Source organism: Streptomyces sp. NPDC090119 (genome assembly GCF_044747085.1).
In the GTDB taxonomy this organism is placed as follows: domain Bacteria; phylum Actinomycetota; class Actinomycetes; order Streptomycetales; family Streptomycetaceae; genus Streptomyces.
Genome location: NZ_JBIVDK010000001.1, coordinates 1,371,933 through 1,391,026, shown reverse-complemented (window position 1 = coordinate 1,391,026; position 19,094 = coordinate 1,371,933). Strand labels below are relative to the sequence as shown.

General features: G+C 68.4%; 17 protein-coding genes and 2 pseudogenes. 11 read left to right on the top strand and 8 right to left on the bottom strand.

The window, feature by feature from the left end:
* Window positions 1-16: 16 nt before the first annotated feature.
* The gene (locus tag ACIPPM_RS06350; RefSeq protein ID WP_401443673.1) at window positions 17-934 is read right to left on the bottom strand and encodes a LysR family transcriptional regulator; all 918 of its coding nucleotides are present in this window, start codon (window positions 932-934) and stop codon (window positions 17-19) included.
* A 182-nt stretch (window positions 935-1,116) separates the two neighbouring features.
* On the opposite strand from ACIPPM_RS06350, the gene ACIPPM_RS06345 reads away from it, so the two are divergent.
* The 7 genes and pseudogenes from ACIPPM_RS06345 to ACIPPM_RS06315 all read left to right on the top strand — a co-directional run bounded on the left by ACIPPM_RS06345 (window position 1,117) and on the right by ACIPPM_RS06315 (window position 9,792).
* Window positions 1,117-1,854: an acetoacetate decarboxylase gene (locus ACIPPM_RS06345; RefSeq protein ID WP_401443670.1), complete on the top strand. Its 738-nt coding sequence runs from the start codon at window positions 1,117-1,119 to the stop codon at window positions 1,852-1,854.
* A gap of 58 nt (window positions 1,855-1,912) precedes the next feature.
* Window positions 1,913-2,890, top strand: coding sequence for a 3-hydroxyacyl-CoA dehydrogenase NAD-binding domain-containing protein (locus ACIPPM_RS06340; protein ID WP_401443668.1), 978 nt, complete (start codon window positions 1,913-1,915; stop codon window positions 2,888-2,890).
* A 45-nt stretch (window positions 2,891-2,935) separates the two neighbouring features.
* Window positions 2,936-4,438, top strand: coding sequence for a CoA transferase (locus tag ACIPPM_RS06335; protein ID WP_401443666.1), 1,503 nt, complete (start codon window positions 2,936-2,938; stop codon window positions 4,436-4,438).
* A 205-nt stretch (window positions 4,439-4,643) separates the two neighbouring features.
* Window positions 4,644-5,744 (top strand): hypothetical protein, encoded by a 1,101-nt coding sequence (locus tag ACIPPM_RS06330; protein ID WP_401443664.1) that lies wholly within the window; start codon window positions 4,644-4,646, stop codon window positions 5,742-5,744.
* On the top strand, window positions 5,745-7,328 hold the full coding sequence (locus ACIPPM_RS06325) for a cytochrome ubiquinol oxidase subunit I (protein ID WP_401443662.1): 1,584 nt from the start codon (window positions 5,745-5,747) through the stop codon (window positions 7,326-7,328). It begins immediately after the preceding gene.
* 24 nt (window positions 7,329-7,352) lie between these two features.
* Window positions 7,353-8,348 (top strand): annotated as a pseudogene (gene cydB / locus ACIPPM_RS06320) (cytochrome d ubiquinol oxidase subunit II); the annotation flags it as partial.
* A 36-nt stretch (window positions 8,349-8,384) separates the two neighbouring features.
* Window positions 8,385-9,792 (top strand): annotated as a pseudogene (locus ACIPPM_RS06315) (NAD(P)/FAD-dependent oxidoreductase).
* 159 nt (window positions 9,793-9,951) lie between these two features.
* Here the strand turns inward: ACIPPM_RS06315 and ACIPPM_RS06310 are convergent.
* The 3 genes from ACIPPM_RS06310 to ACIPPM_RS06300 all read right to left on the bottom strand — a co-directional run bounded on the left by ACIPPM_RS06310 (window position 9,952) and on the right by ACIPPM_RS06300 (window position 11,263).
* Window positions 9,952-10,269: a putative quinol monooxygenase gene (locus tag ACIPPM_RS06310; protein ID WP_401443659.1), complete on the bottom strand. Its 318-nt coding sequence runs from the start codon at window positions 10,267-10,269 to the stop codon at window positions 9,952-9,954.
* Between the two features lie 39 nt (window positions 10,270-10,308).
* Window positions 10,309-10,590, bottom strand: coding sequence for a hypothetical protein (locus ACIPPM_RS06305; RefSeq protein WP_401443657.1), 282 nt, complete (start codon window positions 10,588-10,590; stop codon window positions 10,309-10,311).
* Window positions 10,591-10,726: 136 nt separating this feature from the next.
* A complete protein-coding gene (locus ACIPPM_RS06300) occupies window positions 10,727-11,263 on the bottom strand; it encodes a DUF3556 domain-containing protein (protein WP_401443655.1) in 537 nt (178 codons plus the stop codon).
* Between the two features lie 10 nt (window positions 11,264-11,273).
* Between ACIPPM_RS06300 and ACIPPM_RS06295 the strand changes: the two genes are divergently transcribed.
* The 3 genes from ACIPPM_RS06295 to ACIPPM_RS06285 all read left to right on the top strand — a co-directional run bounded on the left by ACIPPM_RS06295 (window position 11,274) and on the right by ACIPPM_RS06285 (window position 13,002).
* Window positions 11,274-11,582 carry a hypothetical protein gene (locus ACIPPM_RS06295; RefSeq protein WP_401443653.1) on the top strand — a complete coding sequence of 103 codons (309 nt, stop codon included), beginning with the start codon at window positions 11,274-11,276 and terminating at the stop codon, window positions 11,580-11,582.
* 235 nt (window positions 11,583-11,817) lie between these two features.
* On the top strand, window positions 11,818-12,402 hold the full coding sequence (locus tag ACIPPM_RS06290) for a DinB family protein (protein WP_401443651.1): 585 nt from the start codon (window positions 11,818-11,820) through the stop codon (window positions 12,400-12,402).
* Between the two features lie 45 nt (window positions 12,403-12,447).
* Window positions 12,448-13,002 (top strand): transposase, encoded by a 555-nt coding sequence (locus tag ACIPPM_RS06285; protein ID WP_401443649.1) that lies wholly within the window; start codon window positions 12,448-12,450, stop codon window positions 13,000-13,002.
* 9 nt (window positions 13,003-13,011) lie between these two features.
* On the opposite strand, the gene ACIPPM_RS06280 is transcribed toward ACIPPM_RS06285, so the two are convergent.
* Window positions 13,012-13,473 carry an SRPBCC family protein gene (locus tag ACIPPM_RS06280; protein ID WP_401443647.1) on the bottom strand — a complete coding sequence of 154 codons (462 nt, stop codon included), beginning with the start codon at window positions 13,471-13,473 and terminating at the stop codon, window positions 13,012-13,014.
* 35 nt (window positions 13,474-13,508) lie between these two features.
* A complete protein-coding gene (locus ACIPPM_RS06275; RefSeq protein ID WP_401443645.1) occupies window positions 13,509-14,360 on the bottom strand; it encodes an SDR family oxidoreductase in 852 nt (283 codons plus the stop codon).
* Window positions 14,361-14,597: 237 nt separating this feature from the next.
* On the opposite strand from ACIPPM_RS06275, the gene ACIPPM_RS06270 reads away from it, so the two are divergent.
* Window positions 14,598-15,980 (top strand): flavin monoamine oxidase family protein, encoded by a 1,383-nt coding sequence (locus ACIPPM_RS06270; protein WP_401443642.1) that lies wholly within the window; start codon window positions 14,598-14,600, stop codon window positions 15,978-15,980.
* 94 nt (window positions 15,981-16,074) lie between these two features.
* Here the strand turns inward: ACIPPM_RS06270 and ACIPPM_RS06265 are convergent, their stop codons facing one another.
* Both ACIPPM_RS06265 and ACIPPM_RS06260 read right to left on the bottom strand, forming a co-directional pair.
* The gene (locus ACIPPM_RS06265; protein ID WP_401443639.1) at window positions 16,075-16,701 is read right to left on the bottom strand and encodes a TetR/AcrR family transcriptional regulator; all 627 of its coding nucleotides are present in this window, start codon (window positions 16,699-16,701) and stop codon (window positions 16,075-16,077) included.
* 114 nt (window positions 16,702-16,815) lie between these two features.
* The gene (locus ACIPPM_RS06260; RefSeq protein WP_401443636.1) at window positions 16,816-18,903 is read right to left on the bottom strand and encodes a DUF4157 domain-containing protein; all 2,088 of its coding nucleotides are present in this window, start codon (window positions 18,901-18,903) and stop codon (window positions 16,816-16,818) included.
* Between the last annotated feature and the right edge of the window lie 191 nt (window positions 18,904-19,094).

The following is a 19,094-nucleotide window of genomic DNA, read 5'->3' as shown; positions in this document are numbered from 1 at the left end:
GCGGAACACGGGCCGGTCACGACGCCATGTGGCGGGTGATCAGCTCCAGCAGGCGCAGCACGGCGGGGTCCGCTTCCGGCCGGTGCACCGCCACCAGGGAGGTTTCCAGGTAGGGCGATTCCCCTCGTAGAGGCACGAAGGTGACTTCGGGCACTCGGAAGTCGCGCAGCCGCTCGGGCAGGAGGCTGACACAGAGTCCGGAGGCGACGTAACTGAACAGGCCGGTCAGGTCGTCGGACACGGCACGACTGCGCGGAGTGAACCCCGCTTCGTGACAGGCCAGTTGTACTTGGTGCGCCAGGGCTGGGAGTACCGCGGGATCGGGCAGGACGAAGTCCTCTTCGCTCAGGTCGCCCAGCGTGATCTCGGCGGCGTCGGCCAGCGGGTGATCGTGGGGTACCGCCGCGGCGATGCGTTCGACGGCGAAGCCGCGGCTGACCAGGTCCGCCGAGAGCGGTGAGGGGTCGCGGAGGAATCCCAGATCCAGGGTGCCGGAGCGGACCATCTCGGCGAGGGCTGCCGCCGAGTCCTGGTGGAGGTGTACGCGCAGGCCGGGCAGTTCCTCGGCGGCCGCGCGCAGCAGACGCGGCAGGTAGTGGTGACTGAGAATGCTGACGTATCCCACCCGGACGTCACCGGCCAGGCCACCGGCCACCCGGCGCGCGCGCTCGATGGCCGCGGACTGCGCATCCAGCAGACGCCGCGCGTCCGCGGCGAACGTCTCACCGGCAGCGGTCAGCGACACCCCGCCCGACCCGCGCTTGAACAGACGCACCCCCAGCCCCCGCTCCAGACGCTGGATCGACTGACTCAGCGGGGGCTGGCTCATGGACAGGCGTTCCGCGGCCCGACCGAAGTGCTTCTCGTCCGCGACCGTCAGGAACTGCTCCAGCAGGCGCTTGGTCAGGTGAATATCGTCAATCATATCGGTCATGACTCAACTATATATTGGACAGACCCACATTGCTGGGTGTCCACTGAGTTGTGGGTGCTCAGCACGAAGCGCCCTTCCCCCGAAGAAATGCGATTCGGGAGAGGTCCGCGCGTATCTCCGCGGACCACGACAGATACCCCGCCTCGCCCTCTGCGTGGCGCGCTTCTCCCCAGGAGGCTTTTATGCAGAAGCAGGATGTCGCCCGGCTCTTCACCACTCCGGTGGACGCCCCCGCCTATGCGCCCACCAGGTACCAGTTCACCAACCGCGAGTACCTCAACATCTACTACCGCACCGACCCCGACGCGCTGCGCCGACTGGTTCCCGAACCGCTGACGGTGACCAACCCCGTCGTCCGGTTCGAGATCATGCGCATGCCCGACGTCACCGGCCTGGGCGACTACACCGAGGCGGGCCAGCTCGTCGCCGTCGAACACGAGGGCGAGGCGGGTGAGTTCAACCTCGCGATGTACGTCGACAGCGTCCCGGCGATCTCCAGCGGCCGCGAATACAGCGCGTACCCGAAGAAGTCCGGCTCCCCCTCCCTCTACGTGGACTCGGACACGTTGGTCGGCACGCTCGACTACGGCACCCTGCGGGTGGCCACCGCCACGATGGGCTACAAGCACCACGCCATGGACCTCGACGAGGCCCGTGCGGAGATCTGCTCGCCCAACTTCATGATCAAGACGGTGCCGAACTATGACGGAAGCCTGCGGGTGTGCGATCTCGTCCGCACTCAGGTCACCGACGTCACCGTGAAGAGCGCCTTCACCGGTCCCGCCCGCCTGGAGCTCTTCGCCCACGTGATGGCTCCGCTCTCGGACCTGCCCGTCCTCGAGGTCGTCAGCGCCAGTCACATCGTCACCGACCTGACGCTCAACCCGGTCAAGCCCGTCTACGACTACCTGGCCGCCTGATCCAGCGGCGACCGGGACAACTCTCACCACCTCGTACTTCTCGAGAAAGGCTCGACCCATGACCCCCACTTCTGAGCCCGCTCTGGGTTCCTACCAGCGCGCCGCGATCATCGGCGGCGGCGTGATCGGCATTTCCTGGGCCGGTCTCTTCCTCGCCCGCGGCATCGAGGTCGTCATCAACGACCCCCGCAGCGACATCGAGGACCTGGTCCTGGCCGGACTGGCTGAGATCACCCCCGCCTTGGCGGAGCTCGGACTGCCCACCGAGAACCTCGCCGCCGGTCTCACCTTCGAGGCCGACCTGGCCACCGCGGTCTCCGGCGTCGACCTCGTCCAGGAGAACGGCCCCGAGCGTCTGGAGCTCAAGCAGCAGATCTGGCAGACCATCGAGCAGAACGCCCCGGCGCACGCGCTGCTGGCCACCTCGACCTCCAGCATCCCGGCGACGGCCATCGCCCAGGCGATGTCGCAGCCCGAGCGCCTGATCGTGGGCCACCCCTTCAACCCGCCGCACCTCGTGCCGCTGGTCGAGATCGTGCCCGGTGAGAAGACCTCCGAGGCCACCGTCCGCCAGGCCAAGGCGTTCTACGCCGTCCTCGGCAAGAAGCCGCAGGTGCTGCGCAAGGAGATCCCCGGCTTCGTCGCCAACCGCCTGCAGTCCGCGATCTTCCGCGAGTGCGTCTACCTCGTGGCCCAGGGCGTGGTGACCGAGCAGGAGCTGGACGACATCGTCACCTCCTCCATCGGGCTGCGCTGGGCGGTCGGCGGCCCCTTCCGCACCTTCCACCTCGGGGGCGGCCCGGCCGGACTGCCCCACTTCATCGAGCACCTCGGCCGCGCCATGGAGGCCGACATGTGGCCGGCCCTGGGCAACCCCACCTTCGACGACACCACCGTCGCCACCCTCGTCAACCAGGCGAACGAGGCTTTCGGCGGTGGCACCGTCGAGGAGCTCGCCGCCGAGCGGGACCGGGCGCAGATCGCCCTCATGCGCGCCCTCGGCGAGACGCCGGACGCCGCCACCAGCAACGTCTGACCAGCCTTTCCCCCCACCGCACCACACGTGAGAAACGAAGAGATCATGTCCCTCCCTGACAAGTCCCTCACCGGCAAGATCCAGAAGGCGATCGCCAACCCGGCCACGGACGACGCGTTCGACGTGCACGCCGAGACGAACGAGGTCCTCGCGGGCATCGGCCTGCGGCCCGGCGACACCGGCGGCCACATCACCTTCGAGGGCGCCGACCCGGTCGTGCCCAGCACCCTGCGCCTCGGCGCGGCCTCCGGCATCTCGCTGGTCGCCAAGTCCGCGGCCATCGCGGCCCTGTGGAAGGACCGCACCGGCCGCGGTCAGGACATCCACATGGACCTGCGCAAGGGCCCGCACCGCCTGTGCCCCTTCTACGAGGGCAAGTGGGAGCTGCTCAACGGCTACACCAGCGGCACGCCGTCGATCATCAACATGGCGTACGCCAACAACTTCTACCGCACCGCGGACGAGCGTTGGATGATGCCGTTCAACATCTATCCCAACATCAAGGTCGCCGCGCAGCGCCTGCTCGGCGTCGGTGACGTCCCCGAGCACGTCGCGGCCGCGATCTCGAAGTGGAACGCCCGGGAGCTGGAGCAGGCCGGTGCCGAGGCCGGCTGTGTCATGCCGATGGTGCGCACCCCGCAGGAGATCCTGCAGGAGGAGCAGTACAAGCAGGTGCTCTCCAAGCTGCCGCTGGTGGAGATCACCCGCATCGGCGACAGCGACCCCGAGCCGCTGCCCGCCAACCCCGTCGCCCCGTTCGACGGCGTGAAGGCGCTGGGCATGGGCCACATCATCGCCGGTGCCGGGGCGGGCCGCGCCATGGCGCTGCACGGCGCCGACGTGCTGAACCTGTGGCGGCCCTACGAGCTCGAGCACGACGTCACGTACAACACCACCAGCGTGGGCGTGCGTTCGGCCACGGTGAGCCCGTACACCAAGGAGGGTCTCGCCCTCATCCACAAGCTCCAGTCCGAGGCGGACGTCTTCTACGCCAACCGGCGTCCCGGCTTCCTGAACCGCGTCGGACTGTCCGAGGAAGAGGTCATCGCCCGCCGCCCCGGCGCGATCTACGCGACCGTGTCGCTGAACGGCAAGACCGGCCCGTGGAAGGACTACCTCGGCTTCGACCAGACCGCGGGTGCCCTCACCGGCCTGCTGCACCTGGAGGGCGACGGCGACCAGCCCGCGCTGCCGCCGATCACCGTCGTCAACGACTACCTCGTGTCGTGGTTCATGACGGCCGGCATCGCCGAGGCCCTGCGCCGCCGGGCCAAGGACGGCGGCAGCTACCGCGTCCACGTCTCCCTGTCCCGCGTCGCCCTGTGGATTCTCTCCATGGGCATCTTCGACCAGGACTACGCGAAGCAGATCGCGGGCACGGGCGAGCTGCACGCCTACCCGGACCCGGAGCTGTTCACCGCCGAGACCCCCCTCGGCCACTACCAGGGCATCACCGACCAGGTCCGCATGTCCGACACGCCCGGCGCCTACCGCCAGATCCTCGTCCCCCGCGGCTCCCAGCGCCCGGAGTGGCTGACCACCGCCTGACCGTCGGTCTCCGACAGTCCACCCGTCCGTGCAGCAACCCTGACGGGCTGACCGGGCCGACCGCCCCACAGGTCACCACCGTGCCCGACCCCGCGAAACGGAGCCGGGCACGGTGGTTCCTGCGGCGGCCCGCGTCGAATCCTCCCGCGCCGTGTCACCCCGCCAGTGCCGCGCGCTCGTATCCACGTAAAAGGAGCCGGCCTTCATGACCACTCCGACCGCCGTCCACCCCACACCCGTACGAATACACCACGCCTCCCCCAGTCGGCGCTCCACCGTCGTCCGGCTGGTCGCCCTGATGATCGGCCCGGTCCTGGTGTGCCTGGGCCTGGGGCTGAGCTACCTCGGCGCGTTCCACGACCCGCAGCCCAACGACATGAAGGTGGCGGTCGTGGGCTCCTCGCCCGAGACCAAGGTCCTGGCGCAGACCATCAAGGACAAGGCCGGCAACGGCCTGGACGTCACCACGGTGCCCACCCGGCAGCAGGCCCGTGAGCACCTGCTGGACCGTGACCTCGTCGGCGCCTACGTGCCGACCCCGAAGCACCCCGAACTCCTGGTGGCCCGGGCCGGTTCCAATTCCGACGCGAACACGGCCCAGTCCATCTTCCGGATGGTCACCGACAAGCAGGGCGTGCCCCTGAAGGTCACCGACGTCGCGCCGCCCACGCCGCAGGACCCCAATGGCGGCGGCCTGTTCTTCCTGCTGATCACCCTCAGCGTCGCGTCGTACTGCTGTGTGCTCGTCCTGGCGCCCCTGGAGCAGGCGCTCGGTATGCGGGCCCGCGCGCTCATGGGGCTCGGGGCCTGCCTTGCCGTGAGCGGTGTCGGAATCCTGCTCGCCGGACCCGTCTTCGATGTCGTCGACCACTCCTACGGCTCCGTCTGGGCCATGAGCCTGCTCTACTGCGTCGGTGTCTTCGCCGTCGGTCTCGGGCTGCAGACCTTCCTCAAGCAGCTCACCCCGCTGGTGCTGATGGGCCTGTTCGTCATGCTGAACCTGACCAGCGCCGGTGGTCTGATGAGCCCGGAGCTGCAGAACGACTTCTTCGGAGCGCTGCACTCCTTCTGGAACGGCGCCGCGTTCGTCGAGGGCGCGCGCAGCATCCTCTACTTCGACCACCACGATCTCGGCTCGCACCTGCTCTCCCTGTGGCTGTGGCTGGCTGCCGGAGTCCTCCTGACCCTGCTGGCCGCCCGCACCGAGACGCGCCGCGGGCTTTCCCGTCTCTCGTTCGAGCAGCGGGGTCTTTCTTCGGACCAAGTTAGTGAATGTGTTCACATTCACGAACAGGGAGAGTGCTAGATGAACCTGGCCATGGCACCCGAGACCCTCGCCCGCTGGCAGTTCGGCATCACCACCGTCTACCACTTCCTCTTCGTCCCGCTCACCATCAGCCTCGCGGCGATCACGGCGGGCCTGCAGACCGCATGGGTGCGCACGAGCAAGGAGAAGTACTTCCACGCCACCAAGTTCTGGGGGAAGCTCTTCCTGATCAACATCGCGATGGGCGTGGTCACCGGCATCGTGCAGGAGTTCCAGTTCGGCATGAACTGGTCGGACTACTCCCGCTTCGTCGGTGACGTCTTCGGCGCCCCGCTCGCCATGGAGGCGCTGATCGCCTTCTTCTTCGAGTCCACCTTCATCGGCCTGTGGATCTTCGGCTGGGACAAGCTGCCGAAGAGGCTCCACTGCGCCTGCATCTGGATGGTCTCGCTCGGCACGGTCCTCTCCGGCTACTTCATCCTCGCGGCCAACTCCTGGATGCAGCACCCCGTCGGCTACACGATCGACGAGAAGACGGGCAAGGCGCGGCTCACCGATGTCTGGCTCGCCCTCACCCAGGAGACCACGCTCGTCGGGTTCGCCCACGTCCTCACCGCGGCCTTCCTGACCGGCGCGGCCTTCATGGTCGGCATCTCCTGCTTCCATCTGTGGCGGGCCAAGCGCGCCGAGGCCGGGGGCGAACAGCCGAGCGAGAAGCGGTCCAAGCAGATATCGGCACTGCGCGTGTCGCTGCGGACCGGTCTGGTCATCGCGGTGATCGCGGGCCTCGGTACCGCGCTGAGCGGCGACCGGATGGGCCAGGTCATGTTCGAGCAGCAGCCGATGAAGATGGCTTCCGCCGAAGCGCTGTGGGACACCCGGAGCCCCGCACCGTTCTCCGCCTTCGCCGTAGGCGATGTCGACCAGGGCCGCAACAGTGTCGAGGTGGAGATCCCCGGACTGCTGTCCTTCCTCGCCCACCACGACTTCCACGAGGCGGTGCCGGGCATCAACGACATCGCCGCACACGAGGCGAAGCTCTACGGCGGCTCCCCCGGCGACTACCTGCCGAACATCTTCATGACTTTCTGGGCCTTCCGTCTGATGATCACGTTCGGCATGACGTCCTTCGCGTTCGGACTGGTCGGCCTGTGGCTCACCCGCCAACGCCGACTGGTGGCACCGCGGTTCCGCACCAAAGCTGACGAGGTGCCTCGCCTCATGCTCACCGCCGAGCGCGAGTTGCACCCCACCCTGACCAAGTGGTTCTGGCGGATCGGCGTCCTCACCATGGGCTTCCCGCTGATCGCCAACTCCTTCGGCTGGATCTTCACCGAGATGGGCCGTCAGCCCTGGGTCGTCAACGGCCTGATGCGAACCGCCGACGCCGTCTCCCCCGGCGTCAGCGACGCCCAGGTGATCACGTCCATGAGCGTGTTCACCCTCCTCTACGCGGTCCTCGCCGTCATCGAGGTCCGGCTCATGGCCAAGTACGCGAAGGCCGGCCCCGACATCACCGAGAAGCAGCCCGTGAGGGACCCGCTGTTGCGGGGACCACGCGGCACCGGCTCCGGCTCCGGCGAGGACACGGACGCCGACCAGCCCCTGTCGTTCGCCTACTGATACCCGGAAAGGAGACATCGGGTCATGCACCTTCACGACCTCTGGTTCGTACTGATCGCCTTGCTGTGGATCGGCTACTTCTTCCTGGAGGGCTTCGACTTCGGCATCGGCGTCCTCACCAAGGCCCTCGCCAGGAACCGCGCCGAGCGCCGGGTCCTGATCAACACCATCGGACCCGTATGGGACGGCAACGAGGTCTGGCTGCTGTCCGCGGTCGGCGGCACCTTCGCCGCCTTCCCCGACTGGTACGCCACCCTGCTCAGCGGTTTCTACCTGCCGTTCCTGCTCATCCTCGGCTGCCTCATCCTCCGTGGCGTCGCCTTCGAGTACCGCCACAAGCGCGGTGAGGAGCGCTGGCAGCGCAACTGGGAACACACCACCTTCTGGTGCTCCCTGATCCCCGCATTCCTGTGGGGCGTCATCTTCGCCGACATCGTCCGCGGTGTCCCCATCGGCGCGGACCACGACTACGCCGGGGACCTGGGCGACCTCGTGAGCGGCTACGCCCTGCTCGGCGGCTTCTTCACTCTGGCGCTGTTCACCTTCCACGGCGCGGTGTTCGCCACCCTGAGGACGCTCGGCGACGTGCGGGTACGAGCCCGGAGCCAGGCCCGCGTGCTGGGCCTCCTCGCCCTGGCCCTGGGCGCGGCGTTCCTGATCTGGACCCAGGCCGACCATGGCAGGGGCCGCAGCCTGGTCGCCGTGGTGATCGCGGGTGTCGCGCTGGCGGCCTCGCTGCTGCTGAACAGGCGTGGCCGGGAGGGCTGGGCGTTCGGGCTGTCCGGAACCGCTGTCGTCGCCGCGTTCTCCTCGCTGTTCCTGGCCCTCTTCCCGGACGTGATGCCCTCCACGCTCGACCCCGCGTGGAGCCTGACCGTGACCAACGCGGCGTCCGGCCACTACACGCTCACGATCATGACCTGGGTCGCCCTGATCGTCACCCCGCTGGTCATGTCCTACCAGGCGTTCACCTACTGGGTGTTCCGCCGCCGGATCGGCGTCCAGCACATCCCCGGCGCAACGACGTCCGCCGCGCCCTCCCCGAAAGGAATCACCATGTCCCCCGCCCACGCGGCCCAGCCGCCCCGCATTCTGATCGTCGGCGGTGGCTACGCCGGTCTGTACACCGCCCTGCGCGTGCTGAAGAAGCTCCGCGGCGACGAGGCCACGGTGACCGTGGTCGACCCCCGCTCCTACATGACCTACCTGCCGTTCCTGCCGGAGGCCGCCGGAGGCAACGTCGCCGACCGCAACCTCGTCGCCCCGCTGCGGCCCACCCTCAAGAAGGCCGAGGTCGTCACCGGACACGTGGTCGCCGTCGACCACAGCCGCAAGACGGCGACGATCGTCCCCCCGGCCGGTGACGAATACGAGCTCGGCTTCGACCATCTCGTCGTCGCCACCGGCTCCCTCCCGGACCTTCCCCATCCCCGGTCTCGCGCAGTACGGCATAGGTCTGAAGACCGTCGAAGAAGCCGTCTCCTTGCGCAACCACGTGCTCTGGCAGCTCGACAAGGCCGACTCGACCACCGACCCCGAGGCGCGTCGCAAGGCCCTCACCTTCGTCTTCGTCGGCGGCGGCTTCGCCGGTGTCGAGGCCGTCGGTGAGATCGAGGACATGTGCCGCGACGCGGCGAAGAACTACCGCACCATCGGCCGTGAGGACATGCGCTTCATCCTCGTCGAGGCCGCGAACCGCATCCTGCCCGAGATGGGCCCCGACCTCGGTGTGTGGACGAAGGAGAAGCTCGAGGAGCGCGGCGTCGAGGTGTACCTGAACACCTCGATGGAGTCCTGCACCGACCAGCGGGTGCTGCTCAAGAACGGGGTCGAGACTCCCGCTTCCACCATCGTCTGGACGGCCGGCGTCAAGCCCAGCCCGCTCCTCACCGGCTTCGGGCTGCCGCTCGGACCCCGCGGGCACATCGACACCGCGGCCACGCTCCAGGTCCAGGGCTTCGACTACGTCTGGTCGGCGGGCGACAACGCCCAGGTGCCCGACCTCGCCGTCGGCGACGGCGCCTGGTGCCCGCCCAACGCCCAGCACGCCTACCGCCAGGCGAAGGTACTCGGCGACAACATCGTCGCCCGACTGCGCGGCCGTCGGCAGAAGGAGTACAAGCACGCCAACCTCGGCGCGGTCGCCAGCATCGGCCTGCACAAGGGCGTCGCCATCATGTTCGGCAAGATCAAGCTCAAGGGCCTGCCTGCCTGGTGGTTCCACCGCCTCTACCACGGAGCCATGATGCCCACCGTCAACCGCAAGGTCCGCGTCTTCCTCGACTGGACACTCGCCATGTTCCTGCGCCGCGAGACCGTCGGACTCCCCGAAATGGCCCACCCCCGCGACGCGTTCATCGACGCCGCCCTGCCGCAGCCGCAGCTGCGCCGGGCCGACCGGGGCAACGGCTTGTCCCTCGTCACCGGCAACGACCACTCCGGTGGTGTGACGACCACTCCATGACATCCGGGCCTGTCGGCGCGCGGGAGGGCTCAGCCGTCCCGCGCGCCGACGGGTTCGCCATGCGGCGGCGCGCGGTACCGGAGTCGCCCTGGCAAGCTGACGCACGCATGCCGATGGGGCGAGAAACTGACCGTTTCTCGCCCCATCGGCATGCGTGTGTCAGAGAGCGCCCTTGCCCGGCTCTCCGGCCGGGAGCGCTTCGAGGACGACCACCTCCGGCGGGCCGTCCAGGGCGCTGGCGAGGGCCTCTCCGACCCTGGCCATCACGGCTCCCTCGCGGTGCGCCTGGAGGTCCTGCTCGGAATCCCACTTCTCCACCATGACGAAGTGGCCGTCCGACCCCTTCTTCTTGTGCAGGGAATAACGGGAGCAGCCGCGCTCGGCGTGCACTTCCGGCACCACTTCCCGAAACACCTTCTCGACGAGTTCCTCTTGTCCGGGCTTCGCAATCAGCTGGGCAACGATGACAACCGGCATACCAAATACTCCTTCAATCGAGTTCTTCTTTAGACAGCCTCAGCCGTGACAGAGGGCTGGTACGTCACCACGGAACTGCACCAACTGGTCGTACACCCAGGGGTAGTAGCGACTGTCGAGGCTATACGGGTCCTCACATCGGGTGATGTGCCGATGGCTGAGGCCGCTTTCATCGGCGTGCTCTGCCGTGCTCACATGAGAACCGTGTCCGCCGACCGGCGCGACGGCCGCCGAGGCAGAGCCGCCCGCGGCGAACAAAACAACTCCGGCAATCATTACAGAGGTGGCCGCTGACGCCATGCGCAATATCAGCTTACCCATAGTGATCCCCTTGCCTTGTCCGCTTCTCCATTTACCCTGATTCATCCTCGGAAATGGAGGCGATCGAGTTTCACTACGACCGTACGCGCCAACCCTCTCACCGCAGTGCGGCCTTACTACATGTTCCTGTAGGCCGTCACCCGTGAAAGTCCTTGATACTGCCGGTGACCTGTACCTTTCCACTCCGCCCACCGAGGTGTTTCAACGCCCTCGCGGCAGCGTGGGCGCCGGGACCGGGCATGTGCAACCACGGCTGCTCGTTCACCGCGTCGGCGACCTTCCAGTGGCCCCGTTCGACGACTCCGAGGGCGGCGTCGATCACCTTGTAGTGCTGCACCGCGGAGTGGATGGCCTGGGACTCGACCCAGACGACGACCCACTCCCCCGGCGCGAAGCCGACGCGCCTCTGCACGGCGCGGATCAGATCCTCGTCGTGGAGGTGACCGTCTCCGAAGTTGAACCCGACCAGCGAGTCGCACCCGAACTCGGCCTCCCGGACGGTCCGGAACTCCAGGTCGGGGAGGGCGTGTGCCAGCACGCTGAGCAGACCCCGCCCCTGACTGTGCATCGACCGCCGTGCCACCGGCTGCTGCATGGTGATCTCTGCTGCTTCCGGGGAGTATCCCATCGCCCCTAGCCGGTCGATCTGGTTCACGGTGGGCCGGCGGGCCACCGTGTTGAGCTTGGCCTCCGCGCCCGGGGCGCGTGCCGCCGACGTGTGCCATGAAGGTCGCGAGCCGCGACGGGCGCAGGTCTGCGGTGGTCGGCAGGCGTTTCTGCTTCTGCCGGACGGGGCTCGCGCACCTGAAGACGTCCTGGTGGACAACGCGGTCGCGCCCAGATCCGACGTCGGGCACGCGGCCGCCGTGCAGTTCCTTTGCTCACGCCGTATTCAGGACGGCGGGAGCGAAGTCTTCGAGGCCGGCCGTCTCGCGGTGCGCTGGTTCGAGCAGCAGGTCGGGCCTGAGACACATCAGCTCATGACCTCGTGACCAGCAGCGGGATGCTGCTGACACGAGGCGGTGTCCAACGTCTGCGTCTGGCCACCGCTCCCCCAACCGTTCAGATGCGGAACAAGCTTTAGAGGTTGTCTCACGTGGCACGGTTCCGCGAGCTGCTTGTAGCAGCTCAGGGCGGTGGCTTCGGCCAGGCTTCGGCCTCTTGGGCGCTGCGGTCCGCGTACGGGATTCTTGAGGCCACGAGTAGCCCGTGGCAGGCTCATGCCGCATGATCGATGACTTCGCGAAGGACAACCTGCACGGGAGACTGCGGCGGGACCGCAAGTCGCTGCTCTGGAAACTCGACGGCCTGTCCGAATACGACGCCCGCCGACCTTTGACGACGACCGGGACCAACCTCCTCGGCCTGGTCAAACACGTGGCCGGCGTCGAGGCCAGGTACTTCGGTGAAGTCTTCGACCGGCCGTCCCCGGAACCGCTGCCCCGGTGGCAGGACCACAACGGCAGCGATCTGTGGGCAGCTGAGGACGAGACGCGCGATCAAATCATCGAGTCCTACCGGCGCACGTGGGAGCACTCAGACGCGACGATCGACGAGCTTGCCCTCGATGCCCCCGGCCACGTGCCGTGGTGGCCGGAGCCTTATGCCAACACGAACCTGTTCGCCATCCTGGTCCACGTCCTCGGCGAGACCAACCGGCATGCCGGGCACGCCGACGTCCTGCGCGAAGGCATCGACGGCCGAACCGGGATGCGCCCCGAACACGAGATGCAGATCGATGAAGAAGCCCGCGCCGCCTACTGCGCGAAGATCGAGCAGGCCGCCAGATTGGCCGCGTCAGGCAAGGGTTAGAGGGTGTCCCACGTGACTTGATGTCCGAGCGGCATCATGCCGACCGTGAGTGCTGATCTGTCGAAGCGTCTGGTTCCTGATGAGCTCTGGGAGCTGGTCGCCCCATTACTGCCGTCGTTCGCGGCTCGACCGCAAGGTGGCGGGACCGCTCCGCGTGACGAGCGGGCCGTGTTCACCGCAGTGGTGTACGTGCCGTCCGATGCCCAGGGCGTCCCGCTCGCCGTGGCCGTGTCAGGTGCGAACATGCACGACAGTCTCGCCCTCGAGCCGCTCATCCTCGGCATCCCCGCCGTCCGGTCCCGTCGGGGACCACGGCGGCGCCGGCCCGTCAAACTCCGCGCGGACAAAGCGCACTTCCCCGCCGAACACCTCAGCTGGCTGCGCGAGCGTGGACTCGTCGCGCGCATCGCGCGGCCAGGCATCGAGCCCGGCGAACGCCTTGGCAGGCACCGCTGGAAGATCGAGCGGTCGATCGCTTGGCTCTTCGGCTACCGCCGCCTGACCGTCCGATACGAACGCAACCGCTCCCACTTCCTCGCCTTCCTCGGCCTGGCCGCTGCCCTGACCCGCTACGAGAAGCTCGGGAAACTTGCCACGTGAGACGCCCTCTCAGGCGACCGTGCGAGCAAGGATTCCCAGCGTGGCACGCAGACCGGCTTCCGGGATGACCGGGAAGATGCCCGACTCCCGGTACTTGTCGTCGATCTGGCTCCAGTCGTAATACGAAGTGACGAGCGTGCCCGACTCGTTGGGCGTGAGACGGTACCCGTACAGGTGGCGGATGGGTGGCTGGATGGTGCCCGAGATCGTCCACTCCAGGAGCGCGTCCGGTTCGTAGCGGGTGATGATCACGGTCACGTCGTAGCGGCCCATGGGGAGATCTCCGAGAGCCTCCCGGTCCATGTGGACGACGAACTGGTCGCCCACCGCGCTCACGAGCTCGCCCTCCGCCGATTGCAGCATCCCCGAGCTGTCGATGGCCACGTGGCCCTGGGGTGAACGCAGCACGTCGAAGATCGTGGAGGGGGACGCGGCCAGCTGGCGCGTGACTTCAAAACGGTCCGTAGTCATGCCCAACCCTTTCATGCGTACGCCGACAGACCGCGCTACTGCGCGACCCACGCACCCGTCATGCCGAGGACCCTCGACCCGTCCGGGTCGGCCAGCTTCGAGGAGACGAAGGCCCGGGCGCCGTCGGAGGTCTGTACACGCAGCGCAGGCTGCTCGGTGTTCAGCACCTCGACCACGACCGCGGCGGCGTCCCGCGCCGACTGGGCCGCGGCGAACGCGTCGGCGGTGCGCGTCAGGTAGGCGTCCATCGCGGGGGCGTAGGGGCCCATCCGGTCCGCGAGGGCGGCCCGGTCGTCGGGGATGCCGACGTTGGCGACGAACTCGCTGGCCACCGCACCGGGCTCGATGAGCGTGACGCTCACCCCGACGGTGGCGGCGACGGGTGCGAGTGACTCGAGGTAGCCCTCGACGGCGAACTTGGCAGCGCAGTAAGCCTCGTTGAAGGGCTGGCCGACGACACCGCCGACGCTGGAGACGGTGAGGACCCGGCCCCCGCTCGCCCGCAGGTGCGGAAGGGCGGCGGAGGTGGTGTTCAGGACGCCGAAGAAGTTGACCTCCATGACGCGGCGGGCCGCCTCCACCCCGTCCGTCTCCAGCGTGCCGACGTGTCCGGAGCCCGCGTTGTTGATCAGCGCGTCCAGCGCGCCGTGCTCCGCCACGACCGCGTCCAGGCACTCCTGGACGGACGCGGGCTCGGTGACGTCCAGCTTCCGCACCTGGATGCGCTCGGTCACCCCGGCCTCGGCGGCGGCCTCCTCGAGGAGACCGGCCTTCGTGGTGTCCCGCATGGTGGCGATCACCTGCCACCCGGCGCGCGCGGCCCCGAGCGCCGTCTGCAGGCCGATGCCACTGGAGGTTCCGGTGATCAGAACAGTCTTGCCGGTCATGTCGAGAACTCGCATTCGTCGGAACAGCCACGAGCAGGTCCCACTCGGTGAACCCGTGTTCCCAGGCTGTCGTGGACCCTGCGGTTCAGATCATGACCCTTGGAGTGCGCTCCAAGGCAAATGCGACACCCATCGGTGCAGGTCCCGAGCGGCACAGACGCCCGGCCACCCCCGCCACTTCCAAAGTTTCATACGGCGTATGGTAATACTGGAAGTACCCAAGCGAAGGAGAAACCCATGACTATGGGAACCAAGGGCCGCTCCAAGGTCACGGCAGTCGATGTCGTGATCGTCGGTGCGGGCTTCGCCGGTCTGAGCGCCGCGGAGCGGCTCGAGAACATGGGCCTGTCCGTCCTGGTCATCGAGGGCCGGGACAGGGTCGGCGGCCGGTCGTACTCGGGTGAGGTGGCCGGGGTCAAGGTCGACCTCGGGGCGACGTGGGTCGCCGAGCGCCACACGGCGATCCGGGACCTCGCCCTGCGACTGGGGTGTTCCACGACCAGCCAGCACCACGAGGGCCTCAACGTCCTGTGGATGGCCGGCCAGCATCGCACCTGGACGGGCACCCTGCCGATGGTCGAGCCCGTGGACCTGGAGGACCTCGGCCGCGTCCAGGTGGAGATGGACAAGCTGCTGGAGACCATTGACGTCGACGCCGCCTGGAACTCCCCCAACGCCGGTGAGCTGGACTCGATCTCGTTCGGCGAGTGGCTGGACCAGCAGCAGGCGGGCACCAGCACCCGTGCACTGATGGCCATCGCCAGCAAGGTGCAGTGGGGATGCAACCCGGGCGACGTGGCGCTGCTGCACGTACTGCGCTACATCCAGGCCGTGGGTGGGCTCGACCACATGCTCGCCGTCGAAGGCGGCCAGCAGCAGGACCGGATCACCGAGACCACTCAGGAGATCGCCCACCGGCTCGCCGAGCACCTCGGCGACAAGGTCGTGCTGGACACCCGCGTCAACCGGATCTCCCAGGACGACAACGGCGTCACGGTTCACACCGACGACGCCGTGATCAACGCCAAGTACGCCATCGTCACCGCGGCCCCCGAGCACCGCGCCTACATCGAGTTCGAGCCGGCCCTGCCGGAAAAGACCGAGGGGCTCATCAGGACCTGGCCCATGGGCGCGCTGAGCAAGGCGTTCGTCGCCTACGACAAGCCCTTCTGGCGCGAGGCGGGGCTCTCGGGCGAGTCCCTGACCGACACCGGGACGGTGTTCATCACCTTCGACGCGTCGCCCGACGACGGACCGGGCATCCTGATGGTCTTCTGCGTCCCGCGCGTCTACGACGGGTTCAGTCCGGAGATCCGGCGCAGCCGGGTCACCCAGCAACTGGTCGACCTGTTCGGCGCCCAGGCGAGCGAGCCCATCGACTACGTGGACCACTGCTGGGGCACGGAACCGTTCGCCCCGGGTGGCCCGCACCCCGCTGTGGCTCCCTTTGCGTCCACCAGTTACGGCAGCGCGCTCACCGAGCCGCACGGACGTATCCACTGGGCCGGGACCGAAACCGCGGGCGAGTGGGTCGGCACCATGAACGGCGCCGTCCTGACTGGTCTGGACACCGCCGAGCAGGTCGCCCGGCGACTCGGCGTCGAAGGCGCCCAGGCTTGAGCGATCCGCCCCCCTTGAAGCAGCGACCCGGACCAGCGCCGTCAGCGGCACCGGTCCGGGTCGCCGCGGTCGTACGTGCCCGGTCCCCGGCGGATCAGTGGCCGACCGCACCACCAGCGGCGAGCCGGGCTTCCAGGCCCGCGATCAGCGTGTCCACCGCGAGGAGGAACATGCGCTCCTGGTCAGGACCCGCAGGGGCCACGTCCGCGGGGTCGGGGCCCTCACCGTCGTTCGCGGGAGGGGACTCGAGGGTCGCCCACCGGTGGAGCGAGCCGTTGAGCTCGGCGGCGAGCACACCGACGACGACGGCGATCATCAGCGCCGCGATCTCCGGGACCTCCGACCGCGGAATCCCGGCAGCCTCCACGATCGCGGTGAGCGCGATCCAGAACGGGTCGTCGGCCCGGATGAAGTCGGGCTGCTGGGTGATCGAGTAGGCCATGAGCTGGGGGTGACGATGCGCCAGGGCCCGGAAGTCCGTGGCGAGCAGGCGGATGCGCTCCTGCCAGGAGACGTCCTCGGGCAGCTCCGTGCGGAACTGGCCGCCGACCACTCTCGTCACGCCGCGCATGAGCGCGTCCTTGTTCGGCACGTGGTAGTACAGCGACATCGGGTTCGCGTCGAGCGCGGTGGCGAGCTTGCGCATGCTGAGCGCCTCGACGCCTTCCGCGTCGATCAGCCGCAGGGCGGCGGCGTAGATCCCGGCCTCGGTCAGAGGCACATCCCTCTTCCTCGTTCCCCGCGCAGGACGACTCACCTTCTTTTCCATACTGCGTACGATACCAATGTCATACGGCGGAGGAGTTCGCGACGAATCGGACGTGCGCAGTAGGCGCTATCGCCCGTCCTTCTTGTACTTCAGGGTCCGCTCCTCGTTCAAGCGCTGGACCAGGTCGTAGGCGGCCAGGGCGAGGGGCTGGAGGTCCGCGGTGCGCAGGTTGTCCGCCATCCGGCGCAGCTCGGCCACCAGGGCGACGGCCTCCTCGCCGGGCCTGCCCACCTTGTCGTCGACCGTGCCGAGCGCGCCGAGGGAGCCGTGGATGTGCTCCCAGCCCTCCTTGCGGTCTCCGACCTGGTTCTTCTCCTCCTCGGTCAGATGCTTGTAGTTCCGCAGCAGGTCCTTGCCGACCGGGATGCCGTCCAGCCATTCGGAGCGGGTCAGCGGGATCTGCTTCCGCTCACGGTGGCCCGCCTCCCCGTGCTCGACGGCCCGGGAGTACAGCGAGACGTCCCCGCTGCCCGGCAGTCCCGCCGCCCTGAGGACGAACGCGGTGAACTCGCCGGGGTTCGCGCGGTAGTGCACGCGCAGCGGATGGGGCAGCAGCGTGAAGTTGTGGGCGAAGGAGGTGCGGGACATCATGCCGCCCGCGATCGACTTCGAGTTCGCCTTGTCGCCCAGCTCGGAGCCGTACGCCAGGTAGCTGCCGAGCAGGGTGACCAGACCCACCAGCTCGCTGGTGGGCTCACCCCGGGTGATCTCCTCGGGGAGCGCCCTGGCCTGGTCCTCGGCCGACCGCCGGATGCCGTCGACCCTCTGGAGGCTGTCCTGGTGCAGGTCCTGCCTGGCCTCCTTGCGCTGCTCGAACGCGGACCGGCCGGTGAACCTGGGCGCCTGGTCCGGCAGTTGGAGGTACTCCAGCAGCCGGGGCAGCTCGGACAGCTTGAACCCGCCGGTCATCTGCGGTGTGTAGACCAGCTCGCCGTTCAGCGGGAACACCCTCATCCCCGGTTCGGCGTCGAATCCGGGCACCCGGACGTCCGCGAGGGAGAAGGACTCGGCGTCCTTCCGGGCGTCCAGGGCGGCCGAGACGCTGGTGATCGCGGTCATCACCGCGACGACCTCGTCCCTCGTGCTGAGCGGGTCGGTCACCCATTCCAGGGCCGAGCCGCCGGTCGGGCTGACGTCGGAGGTGAGTCGGTAGTTCCTGCCCCGGCCCACCGTGCCCATCTTGGGTATGTCGCGGCCGCGCACCGGTGTCTCGCGGATCAGATTCTTCATGAGCAGCGGCAACTCGACGGTGGTCATGAGTTCTTCGTACTCGGCGGAGAACTTCTGCCGCAGCGTGTCGAGCCGTGCCGCGCCCTCAGCGGTCGGCAGGTACTCCCCCGGCTCACCCCCGGGCACCGGGGTGAGCCACCTGTCCTTCAACTTCTCTTTCGAGGACTCTTCGGACGGCTCCAGGAGACGGGCGTAGGTATTTTGGGTGGCGATCGTGGCGAGGACCCGCGCGCCGCGGAGCGCGTCGCGCTCCGCTACCTCGTTCTGGTAGTTCTGCTCGTCCTGGTCGGTCAGGTCGTTGTGGTCGCGCACCCGCCACTGCGACTCGAACTCGAAGCCCACGCGGCGCTGGACCGCGGTGCGCTGGACGCCCTCGTCCCGGTGCTCCCCGCCGTCCCCGGTGTGGTGGTGGACGCTCTGCCCGCGGGCGACCCGGGCACCGACCTCCGACGCCTCACGCTCCCAGCCGTCGCCTGGATCGCTGAGGCCCGCGGGCGCGTCGAGCTGGGTGGTGTGATGGATCTCGTGGGCCATCGTCTCGACGTCCCGCAGGACGCTCGCGCTCTGTACGACGATGTCGGTGCCCACCGTGTACGCCTTGGCGTCGATGCTCGCGGCGGCCTGTTCGTCGACCTTGACCCTGAGATGGTCGAGCGGGGTGCCGAAGGCGTTCTCCATGGTGGTGCGCATGCTGTCCGGCAGTCGGCTGCCCCCGCGCCCGGCCGCCCTCGCGGCCTCCCGCACGGCGTCGGACCCCGTTGCGTCGCCTCCCCCGAACGCCTGCACGGCGCCACGGTCCGAGCCGGTGGCACTCCGGTTCCGCTCGCGCTCGACCATCCGCGCGGTGGCCGTGTTCCCGACCGCCCGCTGCAGGGCGCCCAGCGGACCCGCAGGAAGGGGCCTGCCCCCGTGGGCAGCGGTCATGGCGGTCTGCGGTCTGCCGGTGTTGCGAACGGGGGCGCGTCCCTGAGTCTGTTGACGGTCGGGGGCCGCGTTCCCTCGGGGTTCACTGGTATGCCGCATGGCGCAATCCGTTCGAACGAGGTCTCGTGCGTCATCTCTTGCGTCGCCTCGAAACACGATCCTGCCGCACGCGTACGGCGCGCCGGAAGGGC

Coding starts and splice junctions, on each gene's coding strand:
- ACIPPM_RS06350 (WP_401443673.1), bottom strand. CDS start 934: ATGACCGATATGATTGACGATATTCACCTGACCAAGCGCCTGCTGGAG.
- ACIPPM_RS06345 (WP_401443670.1), top strand. CDS start 1,117: ATGCAGAAGCAGGATGTCGCCCGGCTCTTCACCACTCCGGTGGACGCC.
- ACIPPM_RS06340 (WP_401443668.1), top strand. CDS start 1,913: ATGACCCCCACTTCTGAGCCCGCTCTGGGTTCCTACCAGCGCGCCGCG.
- ACIPPM_RS06335 (WP_401443666.1), top strand. CDS start 2,936: ATGTCCCTCCCTGACAAGTCCCTCACCGGCAAGATCCAGAAGGCGATC.
- ACIPPM_RS06330 (WP_401443664.1), top strand. CDS start 4,644: ATGACCACTCCGACCGCCGTCCACCCCACACCCGTACGAATACACCAC.
- ACIPPM_RS06325 (WP_401443662.1), top strand. CDS start 5,745: ATGAACCTGGCCATGGCACCCGAGACCCTCGCCCGCTGGCAGTTCGGC.
- ACIPPM_RS06310 (WP_401443659.1), bottom strand. CDS start 10,269: ATGCCGGTTGTCATCGTTGCCCAGCTGATTGCGAAGCCCGGACAAGAG.
- ACIPPM_RS06305 (WP_401443657.1), bottom strand. CDS start 10,590: ATGGGTAAGCTGATATTGCGCATGGCGTCAGCGGCCACCTCTGTAATG.
- ACIPPM_RS06290 (WP_401443651.1), top strand. CDS start 11,818: ATGATCGATGACTTCGCGAAGGACAACCTGCACGGGAGACTGCGGCGG.
- ACIPPM_RS06280 (WP_401443647.1), bottom strand. CDS start 13,473: ATGACTACGGACCGTTTTGAAGTCACGCGCCAGCTGGCCGCGTCCCCC.
- ACIPPM_RS06275 (WP_401443645.1), bottom strand. CDS start 14,360: ATGACCGGCAAGACTGTTCTGATCACCGGAACCTCCAGTGGCATCGGC.
- ACIPPM_RS06270 (WP_401443642.1), top strand. CDS start 14,598: ATGACTATGGGAACCAAGGGCCGCTCCAAGGTCACGGCAGTCGATGTC.
- ACIPPM_RS06260 (WP_401443636.1), bottom strand. CDS start 18,903: ATGACCGCTGCCCACGGGGGCAGGCCCCTTCCTGCGGGTCCGCTGGGC.